The following is a 20,287-nucleotide window of genomic DNA, read 5'->3' as shown; positions in this document are numbered from 1 at the left end:
CTCAGGGTTCCCCGAAAACCTCCTTCAGTTCCTCCGCAGACCAGTCCCCACGATCGCCAAAGCGCTCTTTGTGCTCGGTTACTGTCGCCGGGTCGATCTCACCTGCGCTATTGCCCCATTCGCTGCGGGCATAACTCAGAACTGCGGCCAGTTCGGCATCGGAGAGTGTGCCGCCAAACTTGGGCATAACGCCCTGGAAGGTGTTGCCAGCAACCTGGATTTCGCCTTGCAGGCCGTCGTGCACTATAGCCACCGGGATGGCCGCGTCTGCTAGCAGCCATTCGCTGCTCGCCAGCGGAGGAAAGGCGCCTGGGACACCTTGCCCGTTTGCCTGATGGCAGGCGCTGCATTGGGCGCTGTAAATCGCTGCCCCATCCGCCTTGGCGGCTGCCGTGCCGCCACCAGAGTCGGGGCTTTCTGAGGATGCAGAACCGCTGGCGCCAGCATCATCCGCAGGCCCGGGTTCCTGCTGCACAGCCGCCACCGCTGAGCGGCTGTCGCCACCCAGCATGGGCTTACCAATCTGCCAGGTGTAATAGCCCACGCCCCATACAATCAGTATTGCGATCCAGGCCAGCACAATTTTTGGCGTGGCGCGTGTGCCTTCTTCCGGTTCGGGCGCTTCACGGTATTGAGCGCGATGATCATGCTGGTTCATGGCGCACGGTTCTCCTTGGGCTCATCGGATTTTGGCTGGGCTTTTGGCAAAGTCGGTGCCGGATAAGTGTGGTCAAGGGCGAGCATGTACTCAGCCAGGGCTAAAGCGTCCTCAGTGGCAACGATTTTTCCGGTTTCTGGACCGTAAGGTGGCGGAATGTTCACCACTTTGTCGCCTTCTGCCGGTTCATTCACATGACGGAACAGGAAGGGGTAAGACGGCATAATGCTGCCTTTAATGATCGCCCTCGGGTTGTACAAATGCATCAACTGCCAATCGATACTGGGCTGGCGAGCGCCAATGTTGAACAGGTCCGGGCCGGTACGCATGGTGCCCAGCAGGTGAGGTTCGTCGTAGGCATAATCTCCGGGAACCGATGGCCGGCCCCAGCCCCGTGCCTTATCGCCGGGTGCAAAGCTCGGGTCCCTCGGTTGCTGGCTGTGGCAATAAACACAGCCATTGGCAATGTACACCTGGCGGCCACGTTGCTGCTGTTCCGTGTAGGGCTTGAGATCGGGCGGTACCTGTTCTGCAGACATTTGCAGATAAGGCATAACCACCAGGGTAAGCGTGGCCAGCAACAGAATGAGCGCTGCGCCGACCATAATTGCGAGAGTACGTTTCATTGGGCGGTCTCCTTGGCGGCTGGGCGGAAGAGGGTCGGTTGCTCAGTAGCAGCACCGCGGTGCATTAACATGGCGATGAAATGGAACGCGAATACCAAATGCCCCAGAGTCATCAGGGCACCACCGACGGTGCGCGCCTGAAGGGCCGGGACTGTCATGCGCACTATGTCCATGAACGGCATCGCTGCATCGAGCAAGGCTACACCCTGCTTCCAGCCCGCAACGGTCAGCGATACCACGTAAATCAGAATGCCGATGCTCACCAGCCAGAAATGCAGGCTGATCAGCTTGCGCCATGGCCATTCCCAGTTCGTGAGGCGAGGCATAATGAAATACACGGCACCAAACAGAATGAAGCTTAGGAAGGCATACATGCCGAGGTGCGCATGAGCCACGGTGTAGTGGGTGAAGTGAGTAATTACGTTAATGCTGCGCAGTGCTTCCATGGAGCCTTGAAGCGAAGCCACGGTGTACATGAGCGCACCAATCCATACAAAGCGCAGGGTTGGCGAGTCTTTCAGGCGCCCGAAACTGCCCATCATGGTGCCGTGATGGTTGATGGCTACGGTAATCACCGGAATCGACATCATCACACTGTGCACAATCGAGAGTGTGACCAGCCAGGTTGGAATGGGGCCGCCAATCAGGTGGTGGATACCCACCTGACTGTAAAACAGCGCCAATGACCAGAAGCCAATGAGCGATAGCTGATAGGAAATAATCGGCTTGCCGAGAATTTTCGGGATCATGTAGTAAGCAATGCCAATGCCGATGGGCGTTACCCAGAGCCCAAGTACGTTGTGAGCGAACCACCAGTTAACTGTGGCGCCAGAGGCACCGGGAAAGGCAAAAGGCAGATTGGCAATAAGGAACAGGAAAGGAAACCAAACCAGCGCCGCCATCAGGTACCAGCTGGTTACATACAGGTGCTCCACCTTGCGGTTGGCAGCAGTGAGCAACAAGGGAATAGCACACAGAGCGCCTCCTATCACAAACAAAATGTCGATTTGCCAGGGAAACTCCAGCCACTCCTCGCCATCGGATAGGCCCAGCGTGATGGCGCTCAGCCCGAGAACCAGACCAATGTTCCAGATAAAGCCGCCAAGAACAGCGTATTTTCCGCCAGCCAGAGAGGTTTTAAACAATCGTGGTATCAGGAACAGCGCAACGCCAATACCGGCCATGGAGGCCCAGCCGTAGGTAACGGCGTTCAGGTGTACGGGGCGAATCCGGCCGAAGGTAAGGAACTCACTGGCCGTCAAAAAGTCCGGAAGGTGCATTTTCATGGAAGAAGCCAGCCCGAAAAACGAGCCCAGAAGCAGCCAGAAAACCGACGAACTCAGCCAGGTGAGGACCGCTGTTCTTGAGGATTGATCAGCTGTCCAGCGTGCCTCTATGGCCGCGGCCTGCTCACTGGTGTTGCCGGTAAACGTCGGGTCTGAAGGGCGCGCAGGGTCCTCACTGTGGCCTTCCTCCCCCGGAGAGAAAATAGTGCGTGCCGCTGCCTGACCGTGACTGAACTGATTGTTGGCAATAGACCAGATCAGAAGCAGCAAACCTACCGTGGAGAGCACGAAGGTAATGATCAGGAGAATGGCGATGGTGGGCGTCATAGACTGTCCTGTTGATGCATTACACATACCTCTTTGTGGGAGCCGCCACTCCGAATCTTGGGAAGGCGGACTTTCAAAGCGGTATGTGTATTCGTTTGGAAGATAACGAAGAGTCGCAATACAGTAACGCGACAAGCCAGATCGGACGATAGTTGTCGTTGTTCTAAATCAAGTCTGGGCGGCAGCGTGAAGGTTTACGCTTTACCGGTGGCGCCCTGTACCTGCGGTGAAAGGTGGACTAGGATTGAAAAGAAAAAAACACAGCTTTTCGTGTAGTGCCAGCTTCCAGCTTCGATAAAACGCTCGGTGACAATAATAACGCCAAGAGGGTATTTTCGATGCTTACTCGCCTGATAGCGCAATCCTTAACGATTGCAGGAATATCTGTGTTTCTGCTTAGTGGTTGTTTTGGTGGCTCCAGTAGCAGTTCCTCAAGCCCGCCAGATCTTGATCTCGTCAGTCTTTCCAGTGCGCCAAACCAAGTCAGCGGCGATACGGTGCTGGTTGGTCTGGAGGGTGATGCAACAACAGTCTCCAGAGAAATGAACAGCCTCAAATTCTGGCTCAACGGCACGATGGTCAGCCCGGAAGTAAGGACTGGTCGGAATGGCCCCGAGATTCTGGTTGCCGGGCTCGTGGAGGGGGAAAACCGGCTGGAGCTGCACCATAGTGAATCCGGCCCCCTGAGTGATCTCACTTTGACCGTTCACCCAGTGAGCGGGCCAATATTCTCTGGCCCTCAGCAATATCCGTTCGTATGTACCGTTACAACCGAGCTGGGAAAACAGCCTTTGGTGGATACCCAAGGCGATGCCGGCTTCCCGGTTATGGATAGCGATGCTAACAAGATAGGTTTGAGCAAGGACTGTTCGATCGATTCTTATGTGGAGTTTGTCTATCGCACAACAGGCGCTAGCTGGGCTGCGTTGCCTGACGATGGTTCCCGGCCTGCAGATATGGCCACCACTGAACTGACCGATGGTCGCACTGTTGATTTTGTGGTTCGACAGGAGCGGGGCACTATCAATCGGTTTATCTACAGTTTTGCCACACTTGCCAGTATCGGGGATGAGCCGGATGACACATCGGCTGCAAACTGGAATGGCCGGCTTCTGTTCCACTTTCAGGGCGGCGTTGCCATAGGGCATTCACAGGGCCGTGTTAGCAACAGCCGAGCGTTGCGCCCAGATGCCCTTGCGAAGGGTTATGCCATTATTTATTCCACCGGTACCAAAGCAGACACCCACTACAACCTTCAGGTGGGTGGCGAAACGGCATTGATGGTGAAGGAGCACTTCATCAAGCGCTTTGGTGTGCCTGAGTACACCGTGTCCGTCGGCGGATCTGGTGGCGCTATCCAACAGTACGTTTATTCTCAGAATCATCCCGAATTGCTGGATGCAGGTATGCCCCAGTACTCCTATCCCGACATGGTCACCCAGACCATTCACATCGGTGACTGTGAGCTGTTGGAGTACTACATGGACGTTACCGATAAGGCCAATACCAAGTGGCAGATCACCAAAAACCGTTCCTGGCTGGTGGGGCTGAATGCCACCGACGACTACCCGGACCCGTTTGCGGGTGCAAAGCAAACGCTTGGGTTCAGTACCGCGCCGGGAATGACTGAGTGCATCCCGGCATGGCGCGGGCTCACGCCTTTGGTGATGAACCCTGCGTTTGGGTATGCGGATAATCAGGAACTTATGGAGCCAGCCGGCGTGATGGGTACTGTGGAATGGTCTCATTATGACGACCTGCGAAATATCTACGGCGTTGATGAGAACGGCGACCCACGTACTCTGTACGACAACGTTGGCGTACAGTACGGCCTCGGAGCATTGGTTAATGGCAAAATCACCAAAACCGAGTTTCTCAAGCTGAACGCGCAGGTTGGCGGATGGAAACATCCTTCCGAAATGGTGCAGGAGGGCTTTCCGTTTATTGGTACGGAAGCAGACGTCTTTGCTGATCCAACCAAGTTCGACCCCTGGAGCTCCCGCAACATGAACCTGAGTGCCGATGGTACGGCGCCAGCACCTCGCACTGAGGGTGATTTGTTAGCGATTCAGGCGGCCTATGACGTTGGGATGGTCTTCGACGGCCAGCTCAATATTCCGGTTATAGATTGGAGGCACTACTTGGAGGAAGTGCTGGATATGCACAACAGTCACCAGTCCTTCTCAGTGCGCCAGCGCATCATCAACAAGATGGGAGACTCAGGTAACCAGGTAGTCTGGTTTACCGACGGCAGACCAACCGACACTTCGGATGGAAACAGACCGAGGCCGGATAAAAGCTCAGACCCAACGATGGATGCGCTGGGAGTGCTGCACGACTGGCTGATGAATATGCGTGAGAATCCCGAGCTGAGTATCGCCGACAACAAGCCGGCGGCAGCGGTAGATAGCTGCTTTAAAGCGGACGGTACTCTTATCGCCAAGGGAGACAGTGTATGGAACGGCATTCTTGATGACCAGCCAGATGGCGCTTGTACTGCCGAATTCGAAACCTACACTACTTCTCGGATAGTGGCGGGTGGCCCTATCGAGGGTAGTATTTTCAAGTGCGCGCTAAAGTCGGTTGAAACAGCATTGAACGACGACACCTACGGAACCGTTTCATTCACGGAACCCGAGATTACGAGGTTGAATGAAATCTTCCCGGATGGGGTTTGTGACTACAACCAGCCGGATCAAGGACGCCCCGCAGGCTAAATGAAACCCGGAAGAGTCAGTTGAGCACTGACTCTTCCGGGTCTATAAACGTTTCAATAGGCTGTGGAATCCCGAAGAAGTAACCCTGCAGGCATACGTGAGGATGCCAGGCTGCGAGAAAATCTGCATGAACTTGGGTTTCGACACCCTCCGCAACAACGCGAGCGCCCATGGTGTCGCCAATCCTTACAACCATTTCAACGATGTTGGCGTTCATAGGCTCATTGGGAGCTAAAAGCACGAAGCTGCGGTCAATTTTGACCTCGGATATAGGCAGGCGTTGCAAACGGGATAGCGACGAATAGCCGGTTCCAAAATCATCGAGTGAGAAGGTGCACCCCAGGCTGCGCAAGGCCTGCATCTTTTCGATAACGGTTTCCAGATTGTCAGCTGAAACGCTTTCTGTGAGTTCCAGGGTAAGTAGCTTGGCGGGAAACTCGGACGCGGCTAACAGGTTTTCCACAGCCGCTACAAAATCATCTTCTGCGAAGTGCTTGATCGATATGTTGATGGCGCAGCGAAGCTCGGGATGAGTTCTGTGAACTTTTGGTTGGGGGTGATGGAGAGAGTGAACAGCTGAGTTATGACAAGCTGGCGCTCTGCACCGGCGCGCGAGTCCGGAAGGTAGAACTGCCCGGTAGTGATCTGGGCGGAATACATTATCTGCGTGATATGGCCGACGCTGAATCCATTAAAGCGAGTGTTGCTGAAGGCCAGCACGCCGTGATCATTGGCGGCGGGTACGTTGGCCTGGAAACGGCAGCATCCCTAAGACAACTGGGGATGCAGGTCACCCTGCTGGAGAGAGGGCCGCGAATACTGGGGCGGGTAACCGCGCCCGAGGTATCCGAGTTTTACCATCGGGTGCACACGGAAAGTGGTGTGTGCATTCACACCCATGTGCCTGTTGCAGGATTCTCCGGCAGCGGCCGCGTGCAGAAGGTGGTTTGTGCAGACGGCGCCGAGTTTCCCGCTGATTTGGTTGTAGTAGGTGTTGGTGTATTGCCGAATACGGAGCTTGCAGAGATGGCGGGGCTTAACGTGAACAACGGCATAGTGGTGGACGAAGGTTGCCGCACCAGCGATCAGAACATTGTTGCCGCTGGGGATTGTGCCAATCAGTTCAACAAGCTCTACGGTTGCCGAATCCGCCTGGAATCTGTTCCCAATGCTACGGAGCAGGCCAAAATTGCTGCTGCGTCTGTTTGTGGCAAAAGCAGGGCCTCAGAGTTTCTGCCCTGGTTCTGGTCAGACCAATACAATCTTAAATTACAGATTGCCGGCATGAGCCAGGGGTATGACCAGCTGATTATTCGCGGCGACAGGTTCACTGGTCGAAGTTTTGCGGCTTTCTATTTTAAAGAAGGGAGGTTGATTGCTGCAGATTGTGTAAATCGCCCACAGGAGTTTATGTTGAGTAAACGAATCATCGCGCAAAACCTGGTTGTTCAGCCGGACCGGTTTGCGGATGAGTCTGTGCCGGTCAGGGAATTGCTGCTGGCGGATAGTCCGGCACTGGCTAGTGCCGGGGGGTGCTCACAAACTGCGTAGCTTGCTTGGTGACTTTGTCACTGTGCTTTGTGTGTTTCTGGCCTAGCCTTGTTGAAAAGGCTGGGAGACCTTGAGCGTAGATCAAGCCAGGGTCGCTCAGCAATGCGGTTTACATCCGCATTTCGCTGACAAACTATAGAGGCCGGCATGAAGCAACTGAACTTTCAGGAAAAGTACCCCATCACCGTTTTGACTATCAAAAAGTCTGAAACTCAATATGAATCTGCCGAGCAGATTGCGGATTACTTTAAACGCTGCATAGAAGAGGCTCCCAGAGTCTCCTATATCACCATGTTTGATCACCTGGCCCACAGCCGTGAGATCGAAGGTGACGTCGCGCCTGATATTCAAGCCGCAATAAACGTGGTGTTCTGCTTTGGCCGTGCACTTCCGAACCCCTTTGTGTTGGCGGTAAGACCCCGCTCCATTGGCATTGCCGATATGGGGGATCATTTTGTGGTGAGCTTTATGGATGCCCCGCAGGCACCAGCCAACGAAGCCATGCGTGCCTGGGCACTGGCGCTTCGTAACAGTTAACCTGTGTTCGGGGGAGGAAGACCTATGTGGCCATTACTATTCTGGATGCAGAAGCATCTGGTTTGGAGTATTCCGCTCGCCATGATTGCCGGCTTTCTTACCGGGCAGATTGTGGAGCCAAGCCCGTTGCGGTGGGCGATACTCCCACTCACCTTCCTGATGGTTTACCCCATGATGGTCACCATGAATCTGCGCCAGTTGTTGCAGCCCGGGGGCGGCAAGCTAATGTGGCTAACTCAGCTGCTCAACTTTATTCTGGTTCCTGCTATAGGTTATGGCGCAGGTTTGCTCTTCTTCCCGGATGAGCCTTTCGCCAGGCTGGCGCTCCTATTAACGTCCTTGCTTCCAACCTCCGGCATGACCATATCCTGGACAGGCTTCGCCAAAGGCAACGTGCCTGCTGCGGTGCGGATGACGGTAGTGGGCCTGATTGCCGGTTCCCTGCTTGCGCCGCTTTATCTCAAAGGCCTCCTGGGCGCGGTGATTGAGATTCCGGTTTCACAGGTGTTCATGCAGATCGCGCTGATTGTATTTTTGCCATTGGCATTGGGTTATTTCACCCAGCGGGCGCTCATATCAAAGCACGGCCAGGAAGAGTTTCAGGAGAACATCAAACCCAAGTTTCCACCCTTCTCTACTCTTGGTGTTCTGGGTGTGGTGTTTGTTTCCATGGCGCTCAAATCGCAGGATATTCTGAACAACCCCGGGTCGCTGCTGGCGTACCTGATACCTCTGTTACTTATATACGCACTGAATTTTGTTATCAGTACGCTTGTTGGCAAGGCGCTGTTCCCGCGGGGTGATGCCATTGCGCTGGTGTACGGCACGGTCATGCGGAACCTGTCCATAGCGCTGGCGATCGCCATGGGTGTATTTGGCGAGGAGGGCGCGGATGCCGCCTTATTGATTGCACTGGCATACATTGTTCAGGTGCAGGCGGCCGCTTGGTACGTAAAATTCACGGACCGCCTGTTTGGTGTGGCGAAGGGCTAGCAGAGTGTGCTGCTAGCTAAACGCTGCTATGCCTGTCTGGCCGCGGCCCAGAATCAGGGCGTGAACATCGTGGGTGCCTTCATAGGTGTTCACCGCCTCCAGGTTCATAACATGGCGGATCACGTGGTATTCGTCTGATATACCGTTCCCACCATGCATGTCGCGGGCAACCCGTGCAATGTCCAGGGCCTTGCCGCAGTTGTTGCGTTTTAGCAGAGAAATTGCATCGGGCGTGGCATCACCGGCATCCATCATTCGGCCCAGTTGCAATGCCCCCTGCAGGCCCAGAGTGATTTCGGTTTGCATGTCCACCAGCTTTTTCTGGATCAACTGGTTGGCGGCCAGTGGTCGGCCGAACTGCGTTCGCTCAAGGGTGTAACTACGGGCTGCATGCCAGCAGAACTCGGCAGCGCCTAAAGAACCCCAGCTGATACCAAAGCGGGCTTTGTTCAGGCAACTGAACGGACCTTTCAAGCCTTCTACCTCCAGCTTGTTTTCCTCCGGAACAAACACCTCGTCCATAAAGATAGAGCCAGTGTCGGATGCGCGCAGTGAAAACTTGCCTTCGATCTTCGGGGTGTCGAGGCCTTTGGCGCCGTCGCGCTCGATAACAAACCCGCTCACCTTGCCGTCCAGCTTGGCCCAGACTACGAAAACATCAGCGATAGGTGAGTTTGTGATCCAGGTTTTGGAACCGCTCAGCAGGTAGCCACCGTCTGTTTTCTTGGCGCGGGTTTCCATGCTGCCCGGGTCAGATCCGTGGTTTGGCTCGGTCAGGCCGAAGCAGCCAACCAGTTCGCCTGAGGCCAGTTTGGGCAGAAGGCGTTGCTTGAGCGCTTCTTGCCCGAACGCATGAATCGGGTGGATTACCAGTGAGGACTGAACGCTCAGTGCCGAGCGGTAGGCAGAATCAACACGCTCTACCTCGCGGGCGATCAGGCCGTAGCTAACGTGGTTCAGGCCAGGGCCGCCGTATTCCTCGGGCAGGGTAGCGCCAAGCATGCCCAGTTCGCCCATCTGATTGAAAATGCTGCGGTCGAACTTTTCATGGCGGTTTGCTTCAAGAATGCCGGGCATAAGGCGTTGGTCGCAAAAGCTGCGAATGCTGTCCCGAACCTGACGCTCGGTTTCATCCAGTTGTTTATCCAGCAGCAGCAGGTCATTCCATGGAGCGGAAGCCATATCGATTCTCCTCAGCGAATAGTAGGTAAATTGTACCCGTGTCAGGCGGGTTAGAACCAAGTTCCTTCGATTTTGACGCAAGTGTTGGTGGTGAATGTCATAACCTGCCACCTGGCCCGTACTGACACGCATTCAAGAAACTGCACAGCTCTTTCATGTTATGCAAACCTCTTGCTGTGGCGCCAGCCAGGTCCTGCTCCTATTGTTTGTGACGGATCCACCCAGTCAATCCGATATAACACACAATAAAAGGACAGGATCATGGCCCGATTCATCTTGGCGCTCTTCGGAGCCGCCACCTTACTTGGTTCAACAGCCCATGCATCTGAGGAAAATTCAGATGCAGTGTTTGGGCTTGCGCAGGGTTGTTATGCAGTTCAATCATTACACAATGACCGGTTTATGCGCCGCTATAAGACCAATGGCACCATTAATAATGGCTGGAGCTTCGACTTCAGGGCAGAGAATGCCGGGCAAGCAGCCAGTTTTTACTTCAAGCCCAGCGGGTTTGGTACCTTCCTGATGCGCGATCAGGCCGGACGCTTTCTCGATACACGGCTTCCGGCTGAAATTACGGCGGGCACCGATCCTGCCCAGCACGCAAACTGGCGTATCGATCAGCGTGTGGAGGGCGGAGAGCACCAATTCAAGTTGACCAGTTTGTATCTGAACCGCTCACTCAGGCATAACTGGAATAGTCGGGGTATCTATTTTATTGATTTGCTGAACCCCTGGAACAGGAATAGCGAAGACTGGTTTCGCCTTGTACCAGCGGAAAATTGTGCAGATTTCCCCGAGGCCGAGTTGAATATTGCGGGCGACCGGGATCAGCTTAAAGGAAATGCAAACGCGCCGGTTCGCGGCTCTATTGATGCACACACTCACATCACCTCCTACGAATTCATGGGTGGAACCATGATGGGCGGCGCTCCGTTTCATCCCTTTGGTGTTACCAAAGCACTTGCCGACAGTTCCGATGTGCATGGCCCCAATGGCTCGCTGGATGTGATTGGCAACTTGATGGGTTTCAACGACATCAACTTCCGCTACAACACCGCTGGCTGGCCGGACTTTCCTTTCTGGCCTAACCACCAGAGTTTGTCTCACACCGGGTACTACTATCGCTGGATTGAGCGGGCCTTCCTGGGCGGGCAGCGCATGATGGTGACCCATCTCGTGGAAAATGAAGTTCTGTGTAACATTCAATCCACCCTGCTGCCTCAAAGCTGGGGTGGCACTAACAGCTGCAATACCATGGAGAGTATTGATCTGCAGATTCTCCGCTTGCATGAAATGCAGGCCTATGTGGACGCTCAGGCTGGCGGCCCGGGCAAGGGATTCTTCCGGTTGGTAAGCTCCCCCGAACAAGCCAGACAGGTTATCGCCGATGGCAAAATGGCAATTGTTTTGGGCATCGAGGCATCTGAACTCTTTAATTGTGGTTTAAAAGACCAAACCTGCTCCCAAGCTTATGTGGATGCCCAATTGCAAAAGTATCACGACCTGGGTGTTCGTGTGATCTACCCCATTCACCGGTTTGATAACCAGTTTGGTGGCGCCAGAATTGAAGGCGGGTTAATCAATGTGGGCAACAACCTGTCGACCGGCCGGTATTTCTCCACCAGTGCCTGCGCTGAGGAAACAGAAGGTCAGATGATGATCAACGACTTGGGGCTGTTCGGGCTTGAGGGCTTGCTGGGGGTGAGTGGCTCTACCAACTATGATGAAACCACGGGGCAGTGTAACAATCGTGGGCTGACCGACCTTGGCATCTATCTGGTGAACCGCCTGATGGATATGGGCATGGTCATCGAGGTGGATCATATGTCCCAGCATAGCCACGAAGCCGTGCTCGATATTGCCGAGGCGCGACAGTACTCCGGGCTGATTTCCGGCCACAGCCACATGCATGCCGGTACGAACGGGACTGTGCATCCGAATGCGGTTCGGATTGCTGAACTTGGCGGCATTCTGGCGCCCTATAACAGCGATGCGGACACGATTGGCGGCGCGATTTCCGGGTTTCTGGACAAGGTTGAGGCCACGGATTATCTGCCGGGTGTAACCTTCTCTACCGACATGAGCGGAATTGGCAACCAGCCTGGCCCCCGCGCAAGTGTTGCGGTATCACCACTTGTGTATCCATTCACTACGGAGTTCGGGTTTACGGTAGACAAGCAGATTACCGGCAATCGCAGTTTCGATCTCAACTCTGATGGCATGGCACATTACGGCCTGGTTGCTGATCACATTCAGGATATTCGTGAGCGCGCGCCTAGCCGCGTATATGAGTCTGTTATGAACTCCGCAGAAGCTTATCTGCAGATGTGGGAACGGGCTCGTGGCAACACGAATCGCCAGTTTGTGAATCCGTTAGCAAACTACGTCACTATCTATAACCGTGGTACCAACACCTGCATGGATATTCCGGGGAACGACGATGGCGTAACCAGTGGGGCCTGGGTAGATCATTACGCCTGCCAGCCTCTGGCCCGGGATCAGCGGTGGTTGTTCGATCTCGCACAGGGAACGATCTCCAACCAGGAAGGCGACGATGCATTTTGTCTGGATAACAATGGTACGCCCTGGAACAACGGCTATCCCAACCTGCAGGCGTGTAACGGCAGTTCACAGCAAAGCTGGCAGTACTCGGGGCAGCGGATAACCAATGCGGGCAGCAATAACCACTCTCTGGATGCCTATGGCAGCGGTTGGGTAGGATTCTGGCAGTCCCACGGTAACGCGAACCAGCAATGGGAGTTGCGCATGGATTCTGCAAGCGCTCGCTGGGCAGAGTATCGCAGCGCCAAGTCTGGCTTGTGCCTCTCTGCGAGCGGTGTCGGTGCTCAACTGAACCTTGCGGCCTGCTCAGGAGCCGACGCTCAGTTGTGGCAATGGCAGCCCACGTTGGGCGTGTTGCGCTCCGGGCTTGATCCCGGCTTGTGTGTGTCCAGCTCGGCCCGGACCACCAACAACACACCGCTGGTGCTCGCCGCTTGCAGTGCCAGTGCGGCTCAGCAGTTCGAGCAGCATGCCGATAAATCCTTCCGGCTGAAACAAAACAGCCAATACGCTATGGATGCAGCAGGCCAGGCTTTGGTGATGTGGCAGCACCATGGTGGTAGCAATCAGCAGTGGATTGCGACATTGCCTCAATAGTTGATAGCCGCCTGTTCGTCATCATTGACGAGCGGGCGGCTATCCCCTCCGCTGTCACCGTTTTCAAGGCTGCAAACCAGTCGACGCATAATCCCCTGAATTCCTCCTATACTTGATAAAAAATAATAACATCAACAATCGAGGGGTTCGCTTTGCTCGCGCTCACTGGGTTCGGTTTTGGTTCTCTGGCTGCTCTGTTCCTGATTTCCTGGCGAGACTTCCGACACTTGCGGGTAGGAAAGGTCTTTCTTCTGATCATCCTCGCATCAGTTGCATACCTTATGGACCCGCTCGCTCCGGCGCACTGGCGCTGGCTAACCTCTGATCTTCAAACTGCACTGCCCGCGTTGTTCTGGGTGCTTTGTCAGCTTGTCTTTGCGTCGCGCCCACGATTAATGAGCGTGTGGGGCGCAATGGCTCTTTACAGCTTTGCTGCTCCAGCGTTATCCACACCCTTCATAGAGGCTGGGCATTGGTCTGATTTGGGTGCTTTTTTTGGGCTGAAATTGGGGCAGTGGTTTGAGTATGTGGTTGTGCTGCATGGTGTTATCTATGTGGTTCGCCATTGGCGCAACGATCTGGTTGAAGCGCGCAGAAAACTCCGTTTGGCGCTGCTGCTGATTCTGGGGAGTGCAGTGGGTACCGCAACCATCAGCCTGAATTTTGGTATATACCCTGAAGCGACCAGGGGCATGATTGTTGGCCTGGCATCGCTGGCAATCCTGTTCTGTATTATCTCCTCCCGCGATGTGTTGCTGGAATTGACACCCAACGAGCAGGTAGCTGAAAGCGAGCAACAACCGGAGCCGCTAGCTTGCGCTTCAGGTTCAGTTGATGCCCCGCGGCAAGTGGACTGTGATGATGCGCTCAAGCTGGAAGAACTCATGAAAGGAGGGTTCTACAAGAACGAAAAGCTGACGTTGAAACAGTTGGCAAATGCCTTGGGTATTCCCGAGTACAGAGTACGCCGCCTGATTAATCAGAAACTCGGGTATCGCAACTTCAGTGATTACATCAACCATCTTCGCATCGCGGAGGCGTCTAGCCGCCTGGTCGATACGCCAGACGAGCCTGTGCTCAACATATCTCTGGATGTGGGGTACCGAACCCTGAGTTCCTTCAATCGCGCCTTCCGGGACATTATGGAAACTACGCCAACTGCTTACCGGCAAGACCGAAGCATGGAATCTATAGTTTAAAAGTTTGATTTCCCGGAGTTACCGGGAAATCGTTTTGCTTGCAGAAACGGACCAGTCGCTTTCAAGGCCATTGGTATCTACGGTTTTCATTGCGAAGTACCAGGTACCCTCGGTAAGGCCGGCCACTTGGTATTCCATCGCTTGTCCGTCTTCTACTGTTACTTCGTTCGTTCTGTCTTCAACGTTTTGTTCGGTGCCGTATTTAACGATGTACCTGTCGATCTCGCCCATGGCCAGTGACTCTCCGTTGACGCGGGTGGCAGGCGCACTCCAGCTCATTGTTGCGTAACCTGTTATCGGCTCCGGAGTTGGTTCTGGCTGTGGCTCAGGAGTCGGCGCCGGCTCAGGCTCAGGTGTTGGCTCGGGCTCTGGGGTGGGTTCTGGCGTTGGCTCGGGTTCTGGCGTTGGCTCAGGCTCGGGAGCGGGCTCTGGCTCTGGCATTGGCTCTGGCGCTGGCTCAGGTGTCGGGTCAGGAACGGGTTCCGGCGCTGGCGGAGCTGTCGGCATTGTGGAGCCCAGGGTTTGTTCGAGGCTTGCAAGGGTGTTGTCCATAACCGCATCTTTAACGCCAGCTCCTTTCAGCACGTCCCATAGTAGATCGGCCTGCACAATGGCTGCGACAGTTAGCAGCTCAACGCTCAGGTCCAGATTCTCTCCGGCGCTTAGCGGCAGGTCACCATTGGGTTCAGAAACCTCTTTGGCAGCACCGAGAACATCGCCCAGTGTCTGCCATTCTTGTCCGTCTACCAGGCTAAGAAAGGCAATGTTCAACAAGGCGGTTTTCAGGTCCTGGGCTTGAATGCTGCTCAAATCTGCGGCTGCAAGGTCCATTGGCTTCTTCAGCAAGGCGCCGGCACCAAGGCCAAAGTGCTCTTCCTGATCGCGAAGCAATTCCGTGAACCGGGAAACGCTGTGATCCGATGACTTGAGAAACTTTTCAAATGCCAGAGTTACCAGTGGTGTTAAAACAACACCTTCGTTGGCATTGGACGGCACTACAAGGGATTTCAGCTCCAGGTTGTTACCCGGCCAGAACCATTCGCCAAAGCTGATGCTGACTCCGGAAGGTGTTTTACACGAAGGTTGGGCATCGCAGCGCATGAGGGTTTCAGTATCTGACTGCAGAATCACCTTTAACGGCTCAGCTGAATAGGCCTCAGGTACTGAGATCCGGAATCCACCATTTTCGTTGGTTCTGACGGTGTCACCGATTTTCACCCAGTTGCTATCCATAGTGCTGGTCATAGCGTCGGTTTCGTGATGCCAGATCGAGATAAGCCCACCGTTCACAGCTCCTTTAACGGCATAACCTTCCACCCAAAACTTCTGCTCCGGGGTTTCTTCCGGGGTGTTGTTGTCACCGGGCGTGGTCACCGATGAGTTGGGTGTTTGAGGTGATGGGGCTGACGAATCGCCACCACCACAGGCGGTAAGGAGTGAGCTCAGCGCGATGATAAAGAGGCTTGAGCGTGAGCTTGTAAGGAAGGACATTGTGCATCTCCGGGGTATTTGGATGATGCAATCCTATCGGGCAAGCGTGTTAAATGGTGTAAAATATGGCGCTATTTGGTTACTTTTTGAGCCAAAAAACCGTCGCCACCGAGTTCGATAAGCGGGGGTGTGGACGCGTTAAGCGTGGTGTGCGGTGGCCGTGTTGTGCCCTTACTATGCCCGTGCTACAGCTCTATTACGGCCTTTCGGGGCTTAGGGACAGTGCTGGCCCAGCCGCATCAGATGACCACAGTGGGTAGGGTATGCCCGACAGACGGTTCATCAAAAATGCATGCACCAGTAACACAAGTACACCTGCCATCAAGATAGGTAACTGGGAAGGGTTGGGCATAAGCCCCAAAGATACGATCAGCGCAGTGGCGCCTGCGGGTGGATGGGCAACTTTCAGTAAAACCATCAAACAGCTGGTCAAGCCCAAAGACACGGCGGCGGCGCCCACGCGCGGTAAATCCACAGAGCTGACAAATGCTGAGGGCGCATCCTGTAAGCCAAACAGATACAGCGCTAACAGCCCCATCAAAGCGCCAATTAAATGTCCGCACAGGGTGTTTCTTGGTGAGGCTGGTTGAGCCATGGGCACATAGAAAAGAATAAAAGCAGTCGCGCCCAAAGACGGGAAAATAAAAGCTTCCTGGGTGATCAGCGCGATAAATGACACCAGAGCGATGCTTAACCCACCATTAACGAGGTTGAAGCCAGCCATCACGGTTCTGCGGCTATATCTGCTTGCCAAGCGTTCCAGGTGGAAGGCTCGTAAAACGCCGGAAGCCAGTTGCCAGCGTAATCGTTCGTTCTTGATACCCATGGTGCGTCCGTACACAAAAAAGTGGGCTAGAGTACGTTGTGGCAGTGGTTTTCGCAATTTCCCGTTTGTTATATGGTTATTTTTTTAATGCCTGAGTCAGTGCAGTCAATGCATCGCAGCAATCTGGCGCTATGCTGTGCCGGCTAAGAAATACGGCATTGATTGGAGCCAGTCGTGATTCGCAACATCAAGGTGAGGTTTTACGCTTTATTTTTGCTGGCCTTCGCCTCGGTTGTGGCACCCTATGCTGCGGGCAGGGAGGCCCCAAAACCCTTCGCGAACCCGGCGTTGGCGCAGTGTGTTATGGAAAGCCCGCTTCGGGAGGTTGGGGCAGGTCTGGATGCCCCATCAACACACCCGGCTGGTCATCGAAAGCCTGCTATCCCGGCAGAGTTCAGAAGAACGCCTTGCCGTGATAATCGAGCGTTCCGCTTTGGCAGTGGTCTGTCGGATATTACGGGTCCTGTGGCGCTGAAAAGTGGTGCCGGCTGGGAAGACACAGGCCAGGTTATGCACGGCCTTCATCAGCGGCACTATGCGCGGGCTTTTGCGGTGGAATCACCCTGCAACGGCAAGCGGCTGATGTTCGTGTCGGCCGACATCGGCTTGATGTGGGGAAGCATTCGGGCTGGGGTGCTCAATACGCTGGCGGCAAACCCTGATCTGGTGGGGGTATATTCCGCAGACAATCTCATGCTTTCCGCCACCCACACCCACAACGGGCCCGCCGGCTACGCCCACCATGAAGCCGGGAACTCACTGCACTTGGGCTTCGATTCTCTGGTTTACAGCACCATAGTGAACGGGATTACAGACGCCATTACCCGTGCCCATCAGAACCTTGAAGCCAATCCCGAACCCGCGTCTATTTCCATGGCAGAGGGTGAACTGCTCAACACCAACATCAACCGCTCGCGGCCTGCTTATGCCATGAATCCGGAACAGGAGCGGCAGCAGTACCTGAACGTGAGGGGCGAAGAGGTTGATGTTAACAAGACCATGGTGCAGCTGAACTTGCGCCGCGGCAATGGCAACGCCGTAGGGGTCATCAACTGGTTTGGCGTGCATCCCACGGTGATGGGGCCCGAGGTGCCGTACGTCAGTTCTGATATCAAGGGCTTCGCCTCCTTGGGTTTTGAAGAAATAATGGGCACTGAATACAGAGATGACCCGGCAACCGACAGTTTTGTAGCCGCCTTTGCCCAGGCCGATGAAGGTGATGTTTCCCCTAATATTTTCATCAACGAATTTCCCCACCCGGACCCCCGCCGTGGTGGCGGTGAAACGCCGATGGATTCCAATGCAATATCCGGAACGAAGCAGCTGGCCAGAGCACTGGAACTTTGGCAGGCCGGCCAGCCGCTAAAAGGTGGTGTGGACTACCGGTTGATGCACGTACAGATGAACGAGGTTACAGTCACAGACTCTCAGGTACTGGCAAGCCTGCAACATCCCCCTGAACTGGATGCAGCAGTGAAGCAAACCTGTAACGCAGCTCTCGGGCTGTCTTTCCCCGCTGGAGCTGAAGACGGGCCTGGCCCGCTGAGCCGCGAAGGGCTTAGTTGTAGCGCTTCGCCAAACTCATCTGCCAGCGGCACCATTGATATCGCCAATGCTACTTTTCCTTTCAATATTCTCGGTGATTTGTTGATGTGTAAGGCTCAGCAGCTGCCGGGGCTGGAATTGGGTTGCCATGCGGAAAAGCCGGTACTGATGTTCACGAATGCCGGGGAGGTTTTTGATGGGGTGTCCGGCGCACTGGGCGAATTGTTTGGTCTGACTCTCAACCTGGAGCCGGCGGTGCAGCCGTTTCAGGTGTTTCGTATCGGCAATCTCGCTATGGTTGGCCTGCCATGGGAGCTGACCACTACCTCTGCCCGGCGCATACGGGCGATGGTACTGGAAGAGCTGGTGCCGGTGGGTGTGGACACGGTGGTCATCGCCGGTTTGTCGAATGGCTACAACCACTACCTGACCACCCGGGAAGAATACGCCAGCCAGCAATACGAAGGCGCGTCGACAGTATTTGGCCCCTGGAGTCTGGCCGCTGTTACTCAGGAGCTGAGAAAGCTGGCGGTCTCGATGGCGGAAGGAACGGCTTTGCCAGAGGGCCCGGCTTATCCGGATGTCACTCCGATGTTGCGCAGGCCTCCTTACATAGCGGGTGACCGCCCCGGCGCCCAGGGTTTTGGTGCGTTGATCGAGGATGTTCCCGCCCAGGCGGCACCTGGCGATCAGATTGCAGCCCGGTTTCAGGCCAGCCACCCTCGCAACGATTTGATGCTTAACGACAGTTACGCGTTTGCTGAAAAGCTTGATGACGATGGCCGCTGGGCGGTGATTGCCACCGATCGCCATCCGGACCTGCTGTACACATGGCACCCCGAGTATTTGCCGCCCATGCCTTTGGATTTGCCCTTCACCGGAGCGTCGGAAGCCACGGTTAGCTGGAAACTACCCCGTAATTTGGCTCCGGGCAGCTATCGCCTCAGAACCAAAGGTGTCGCCAGCCCTGGTGGAGCCTGGGAAGGCGTGAGTGGAACCGTGAAAGTAGAGGGTGTGCAAGCAAGTTGCCCATAGCAGGGGATGGAAGCCAACGAATCCTGTAGCATTGTCGAAGGTTGGTTCGTGGCACAGGGCGGACAGTATGCGTTGTTGACTGTAGACGGTGGGAAAGAATATGCGCTCAAGAAAACCTCTATGGCTAACGCTTTGTTTGCTCGCCACTGCAGTGTTTGCCCAGGCCGCTGAATCAAGGGAACTGGTGTTCCTCAACTGGCAGGATTACATGGACCCTGCGATTCTCGAGGAATTTGAGCAGCGCACGGGCATCGCTGTAAAGCAAAGCTATTTCGATTCCGATACCTCCAGGGACGAACTGCTGCTTGAAACGGAAGGCAAGGGCTTTGATGTTGTGCTCATCAATGGGGCGTCCATCCGAATTCTGGCCAAGCGCGGCTGGCTCGAACCTCTTGGTGAATCCAGCATTCCCAATCTGGTGCATGTGGACCCGCGTTGGCGCTCCGCGTTTGAAAAAGCCGAAGAGTATGGTGTGCCTTATTTCTGGGGAACACTCGGCATTGTCTACCGTAAAGATCTGGTTCCCTTCGAGGTGACAAGCTGGATGGACCTGTTGCAGCCGGTGGCAGAGCTACAGGGCAAAATCGCCATGATCGGCGACAGCGCGGATATGATTGGCGTAGCGCTCAAGGCGCTGGGCTACTCGCTTAATAGCACTGACAGGCAAGAGCTGAGAGAAGCGGAAGCGCTTCTGCATGCACAGGCACCAGCGGTCGAAACCTATCGCTACATTTCCCTGAATGAGGACTCTGCCCTGCTATCCGGCCAGGTTGTCATGAGCATGATGTACAACGGCGACACTCGTATGTTGCAGGAACACAGTGACGATGTTGTGTTTGTACTCCCTGAGGAAGGTAGCAATATCTGGACTGATTATTTGGGGGTACTCCGAGCCTCCACCAGAAAAGCGGATGCCAAGCGATTCATCGATTTTCTCAATGAGCCTGAGATTGCCGCGCGGCTGGCCCGGTATGTCCATTATGCAACCCCGAATCAGGCTGCCGAAGCATTGCTTCCCGCGAGCTTCAGAGATGACCAGGTTATCTATCCAACAGGGGAGGCGCTGGACAACTCGGAAGCCTATAGCCGTCTACCGCCTCGTGCCAAAAAGAACCGTGCCGTTATCTATTCGCGCCTCGTCAACTGAGACTCAGA

14 protein-coding genes and 1 pseudogene are annotated in these 20,287 nt (G+C 54.9%); 8 read left to right on the top strand and 7 right to left on the bottom strand.

Going from position 1 to position 20,287, the window contains the following annotated elements:
- Position 1 precedes the first annotated feature (1 nt).
- The 3 genes from RKA07_RS01130 to RKA07_RS01120 are packed head-to-tail and all read right to left on the bottom strand — an operon-like array spanning position 2 to position 2,897.
- The gene (locus RKA07_RS01130; protein WP_310965333.1) at positions 2–658 is read right to left on the bottom strand and encodes a cytochrome c; all 657 of its coding nucleotides are present in this window, start codon (positions 656–658) and stop codon (positions 2–4) included.
- On the bottom strand, positions 655–1,284 hold the full coding sequence (locus RKA07_RS01125; protein WP_310965332.1) for a cbb3-type cytochrome c oxidase subunit II: 630 nt from the start codon (positions 1,282–1,284) through the stop codon (positions 655–657). Before RKA07_RS01125 ends, RKA07_RS01130 begins: the two co-directional genes overlap by 4 nt.
- Positions 1,281–2,897, bottom strand: a complete 1,617-nt coding sequence (locus tag RKA07_RS01120; protein WP_310965330.1) for a cbb3-type cytochrome c oxidase subunit I — start codon at positions 2,895–2,897, stop codon at positions 1,281–1,283. Before RKA07_RS01120 ends, RKA07_RS01125 begins: the two co-directional genes overlap by 4 nt.
- Before the next feature lie 386 nt (positions 2,898–3,283).
- Here RKA07_RS01120 and RKA07_RS01115 point away from each other — a divergent pair, with 386 nt between their 5' ends.
- Complete coding sequence (locus RKA07_RS01115; RefSeq protein ID WP_310965329.1) at positions 3,284–5,614, top strand: DUF6351 family protein; 2,331 nt, start codon at positions 3,284–3,286, stop codon at positions 5,612–5,614.
- Between the two features lie 16 nt (positions 5,615–5,630).
- On the opposite strand, the pseudogene RKA07_RS01110 reads toward RKA07_RS01115, so the two are convergent.
- Positions 5,631–6,146 (bottom strand): annotated as a pseudogene (locus tag RKA07_RS01110) (EAL domain-containing protein); the annotation flags it as partial.
- 14 nt (positions 6,147–6,160) lie between these two features.
- On the opposite strand from RKA07_RS01110, the gene RKA07_RS01105 reads away from it, so the two are divergent.
- The 3 genes from RKA07_RS01105 (at position 6,161) to RKA07_RS01095 (ending at position 8,695) form a co-directional block, all read left to right on the top strand.
- Positions 6,161–7,165: an NAD(P)/FAD-dependent oxidoreductase gene (locus RKA07_RS01105; protein ID WP_310965328.1), complete on the top strand. Its 1,005-nt coding sequence runs from the start codon at positions 6,161–6,163 to the stop codon at positions 7,163–7,165.
- 147 nt (positions 7,166–7,312) lie between these two features.
- On the top strand, positions 7,313–7,702 hold the full coding sequence (locus RKA07_RS01100) for a DUF6858 family protein (protein WP_310965327.1): 390 nt from the start codon (positions 7,313–7,315) through the stop codon (positions 7,700–7,702).
- Between the two features lie 24 nt (positions 7,703–7,726).
- On the top strand, positions 7,727–8,695 hold the full coding sequence (locus RKA07_RS01095) for an arsenic resistance protein (protein WP_310965326.1): 969 nt from the start codon (positions 7,727–7,729) through the stop codon (positions 8,693–8,695).
- Positions 8,696–8,707: 12 nt separating this feature from the next.
- Here RKA07_RS01095 and RKA07_RS01090 read toward each other — a convergent pair whose 3' ends face one another.
- On the bottom strand, positions 8,708–9,877 hold the full coding sequence (locus RKA07_RS01090; RefSeq protein WP_200370399.1) for an acyl-CoA dehydrogenase: 1,170 nt from the start codon (positions 9,875–9,877) through the stop codon (positions 8,708–8,710).
- Between the two features lie 261 nt (positions 9,878–10,138).
- On the opposite strand from RKA07_RS01090, the gene RKA07_RS01085 reads away from it, so the two are divergent.
- Both RKA07_RS01085 and RKA07_RS01080 read left to right on the top strand, forming a co-directional pair.
- Positions 10,139–13,036 carry a ricin-type beta-trefoil lectin domain protein gene (locus RKA07_RS01085; RefSeq protein ID WP_310965325.1) on the top strand — a complete coding sequence of 966 codons (2,898 nt, stop codon included), beginning with the start codon at positions 10,139–10,141 and terminating at the stop codon, positions 13,034–13,036.
- A 152-nt stretch (positions 13,037–13,188) separates the two neighbouring features.
- On the top strand, positions 13,189–14,235 hold the full coding sequence (locus RKA07_RS01080) for an AraC family transcriptional regulator (RefSeq protein WP_310965324.1): 1,047 nt from the start codon (positions 13,189–13,191) through the stop codon (positions 14,233–14,235).
- A gap of 18 nt (positions 14,236–14,253) precedes the next feature.
- On the opposite strand, the gene RKA07_RS01075 is transcribed toward RKA07_RS01080, so the two are convergent.
- Both RKA07_RS01075 and RKA07_RS01070 read right to left on the bottom strand, forming a co-directional pair.
- The gene (locus tag RKA07_RS01075) at positions 14,254–15,726 is read right to left on the bottom strand and encodes a fibronectin type III domain-containing protein (RefSeq protein ID WP_227714857.1); all 1,473 of its coding nucleotides are present in this window, start codon (positions 15,724–15,726) and stop codon (positions 14,254–14,256) included.
- A gap of 196 nt (positions 15,727–15,922) precedes the next feature.
- A complete protein-coding gene (locus RKA07_RS01070) occupies positions 15,923–16,552 on the bottom strand; it encodes an HPP family protein (RefSeq protein WP_200370395.1) in 630 nt (209 codons plus the stop codon).
- A gap of 174 nt (positions 16,553–16,726) precedes the next feature.
- On the opposite strand from RKA07_RS01070, the gene RKA07_RS01065 reads away from it, so the two are divergent.
- Both RKA07_RS01065 and RKA07_RS01060 read left to right on the top strand, forming a co-directional pair.
- Positions 16,727–19,132: a neutral/alkaline non-lysosomal ceramidase N-terminal domain-containing protein gene (locus RKA07_RS01065; protein WP_310965323.1), complete on the top strand. Its 2,406-nt coding sequence runs from the start codon at positions 16,727–16,729 to the stop codon at positions 19,130–19,132.
- A gap of 100 nt (positions 19,133–19,232) precedes the next feature.
- On the top strand, positions 19,233–20,279 hold the full coding sequence (locus RKA07_RS01060) for a polyamine ABC transporter substrate-binding protein (RefSeq protein WP_200370387.1): 1,047 nt from the start codon (positions 19,233–19,235) through the stop codon (positions 20,277–20,279).
- Positions 20,280–20,287 lie beyond the last annotated feature (8 nt).

The organism is Marinobacter xiaoshiensis (assembly GCF_031631795.1).
Classification (GTDB): Bacteria; Pseudomonadota; Gammaproteobacteria; order Pseudomonadales; family Oleiphilaceae; genus Marinobacter; species Marinobacter xiaoshiensis.
Note: the sequence above shows the minus strand (reverse complement) of the source record. Positions and strands in the feature narration are given on the sequence as shown.

Excerpts from the sequence above, each read along its gene's own strand:
- RKA07_RS01130 (WP_310965333.1), bottom strand. The coding sequence starts at position 658 with ATGAACCAGCATGATCATCGCGCTCAATACCGTGAAGCGCCCGAACCG.
- RKA07_RS01125 (WP_310965332.1), bottom strand. The coding sequence starts at position 1,284 with ATGAAACGTACTCTCGCAATTATGGTCGGCGCAGCGCTCATTCTGTTG.
- RKA07_RS01120 (WP_310965330.1), bottom strand. The coding sequence starts at position 2,897 with ATGACGCCCACCATCGCCATTCTCCTGATCATTACCTTCGTGCTCTCC.
- RKA07_RS01100 (WP_310965327.1), top strand. The coding sequence starts at position 7,313 with ATGAAGCAACTGAACTTTCAGGAAAAGTACCCCATCACCGTTTTGACT.
- RKA07_RS01095 (WP_310965326.1), top strand. The coding sequence starts at position 7,727 with ATGTGGCCATTACTATTCTGGATGCAGAAGCATCTGGTTTGGAGTATT.
- RKA07_RS01090 (WP_200370399.1), bottom strand. The coding sequence starts at position 9,877 with ATGGCTTCCGCTCCATGGAATGACCTGCTGCTGCTGGATAAACAACTG.
- RKA07_RS01085 (WP_310965325.1), top strand. The coding sequence starts at position 10,139 with ATGGCCCGATTCATCTTGGCGCTCTTCGGAGCCGCCACCTTACTTGGT.
- RKA07_RS01075 (WP_227714857.1), bottom strand. The coding sequence starts at position 15,726 with ATGTCCTTCCTTACAAGCTCACGCTCAAGCCTCTTTATCATCGCGCTG.
- RKA07_RS01070 (WP_200370395.1), bottom strand. The coding sequence starts at position 16,552 with ATGGGTATCAAGAACGAACGATTACGCTGGCAACTGGCTTCCGGCGTT.
- RKA07_RS01060 (WP_200370387.1), top strand. The coding sequence starts at position 19,233 with ATGCGCTCAAGAAAACCTCTATGGCTAACGCTTTGTTTGCTCGCCACT.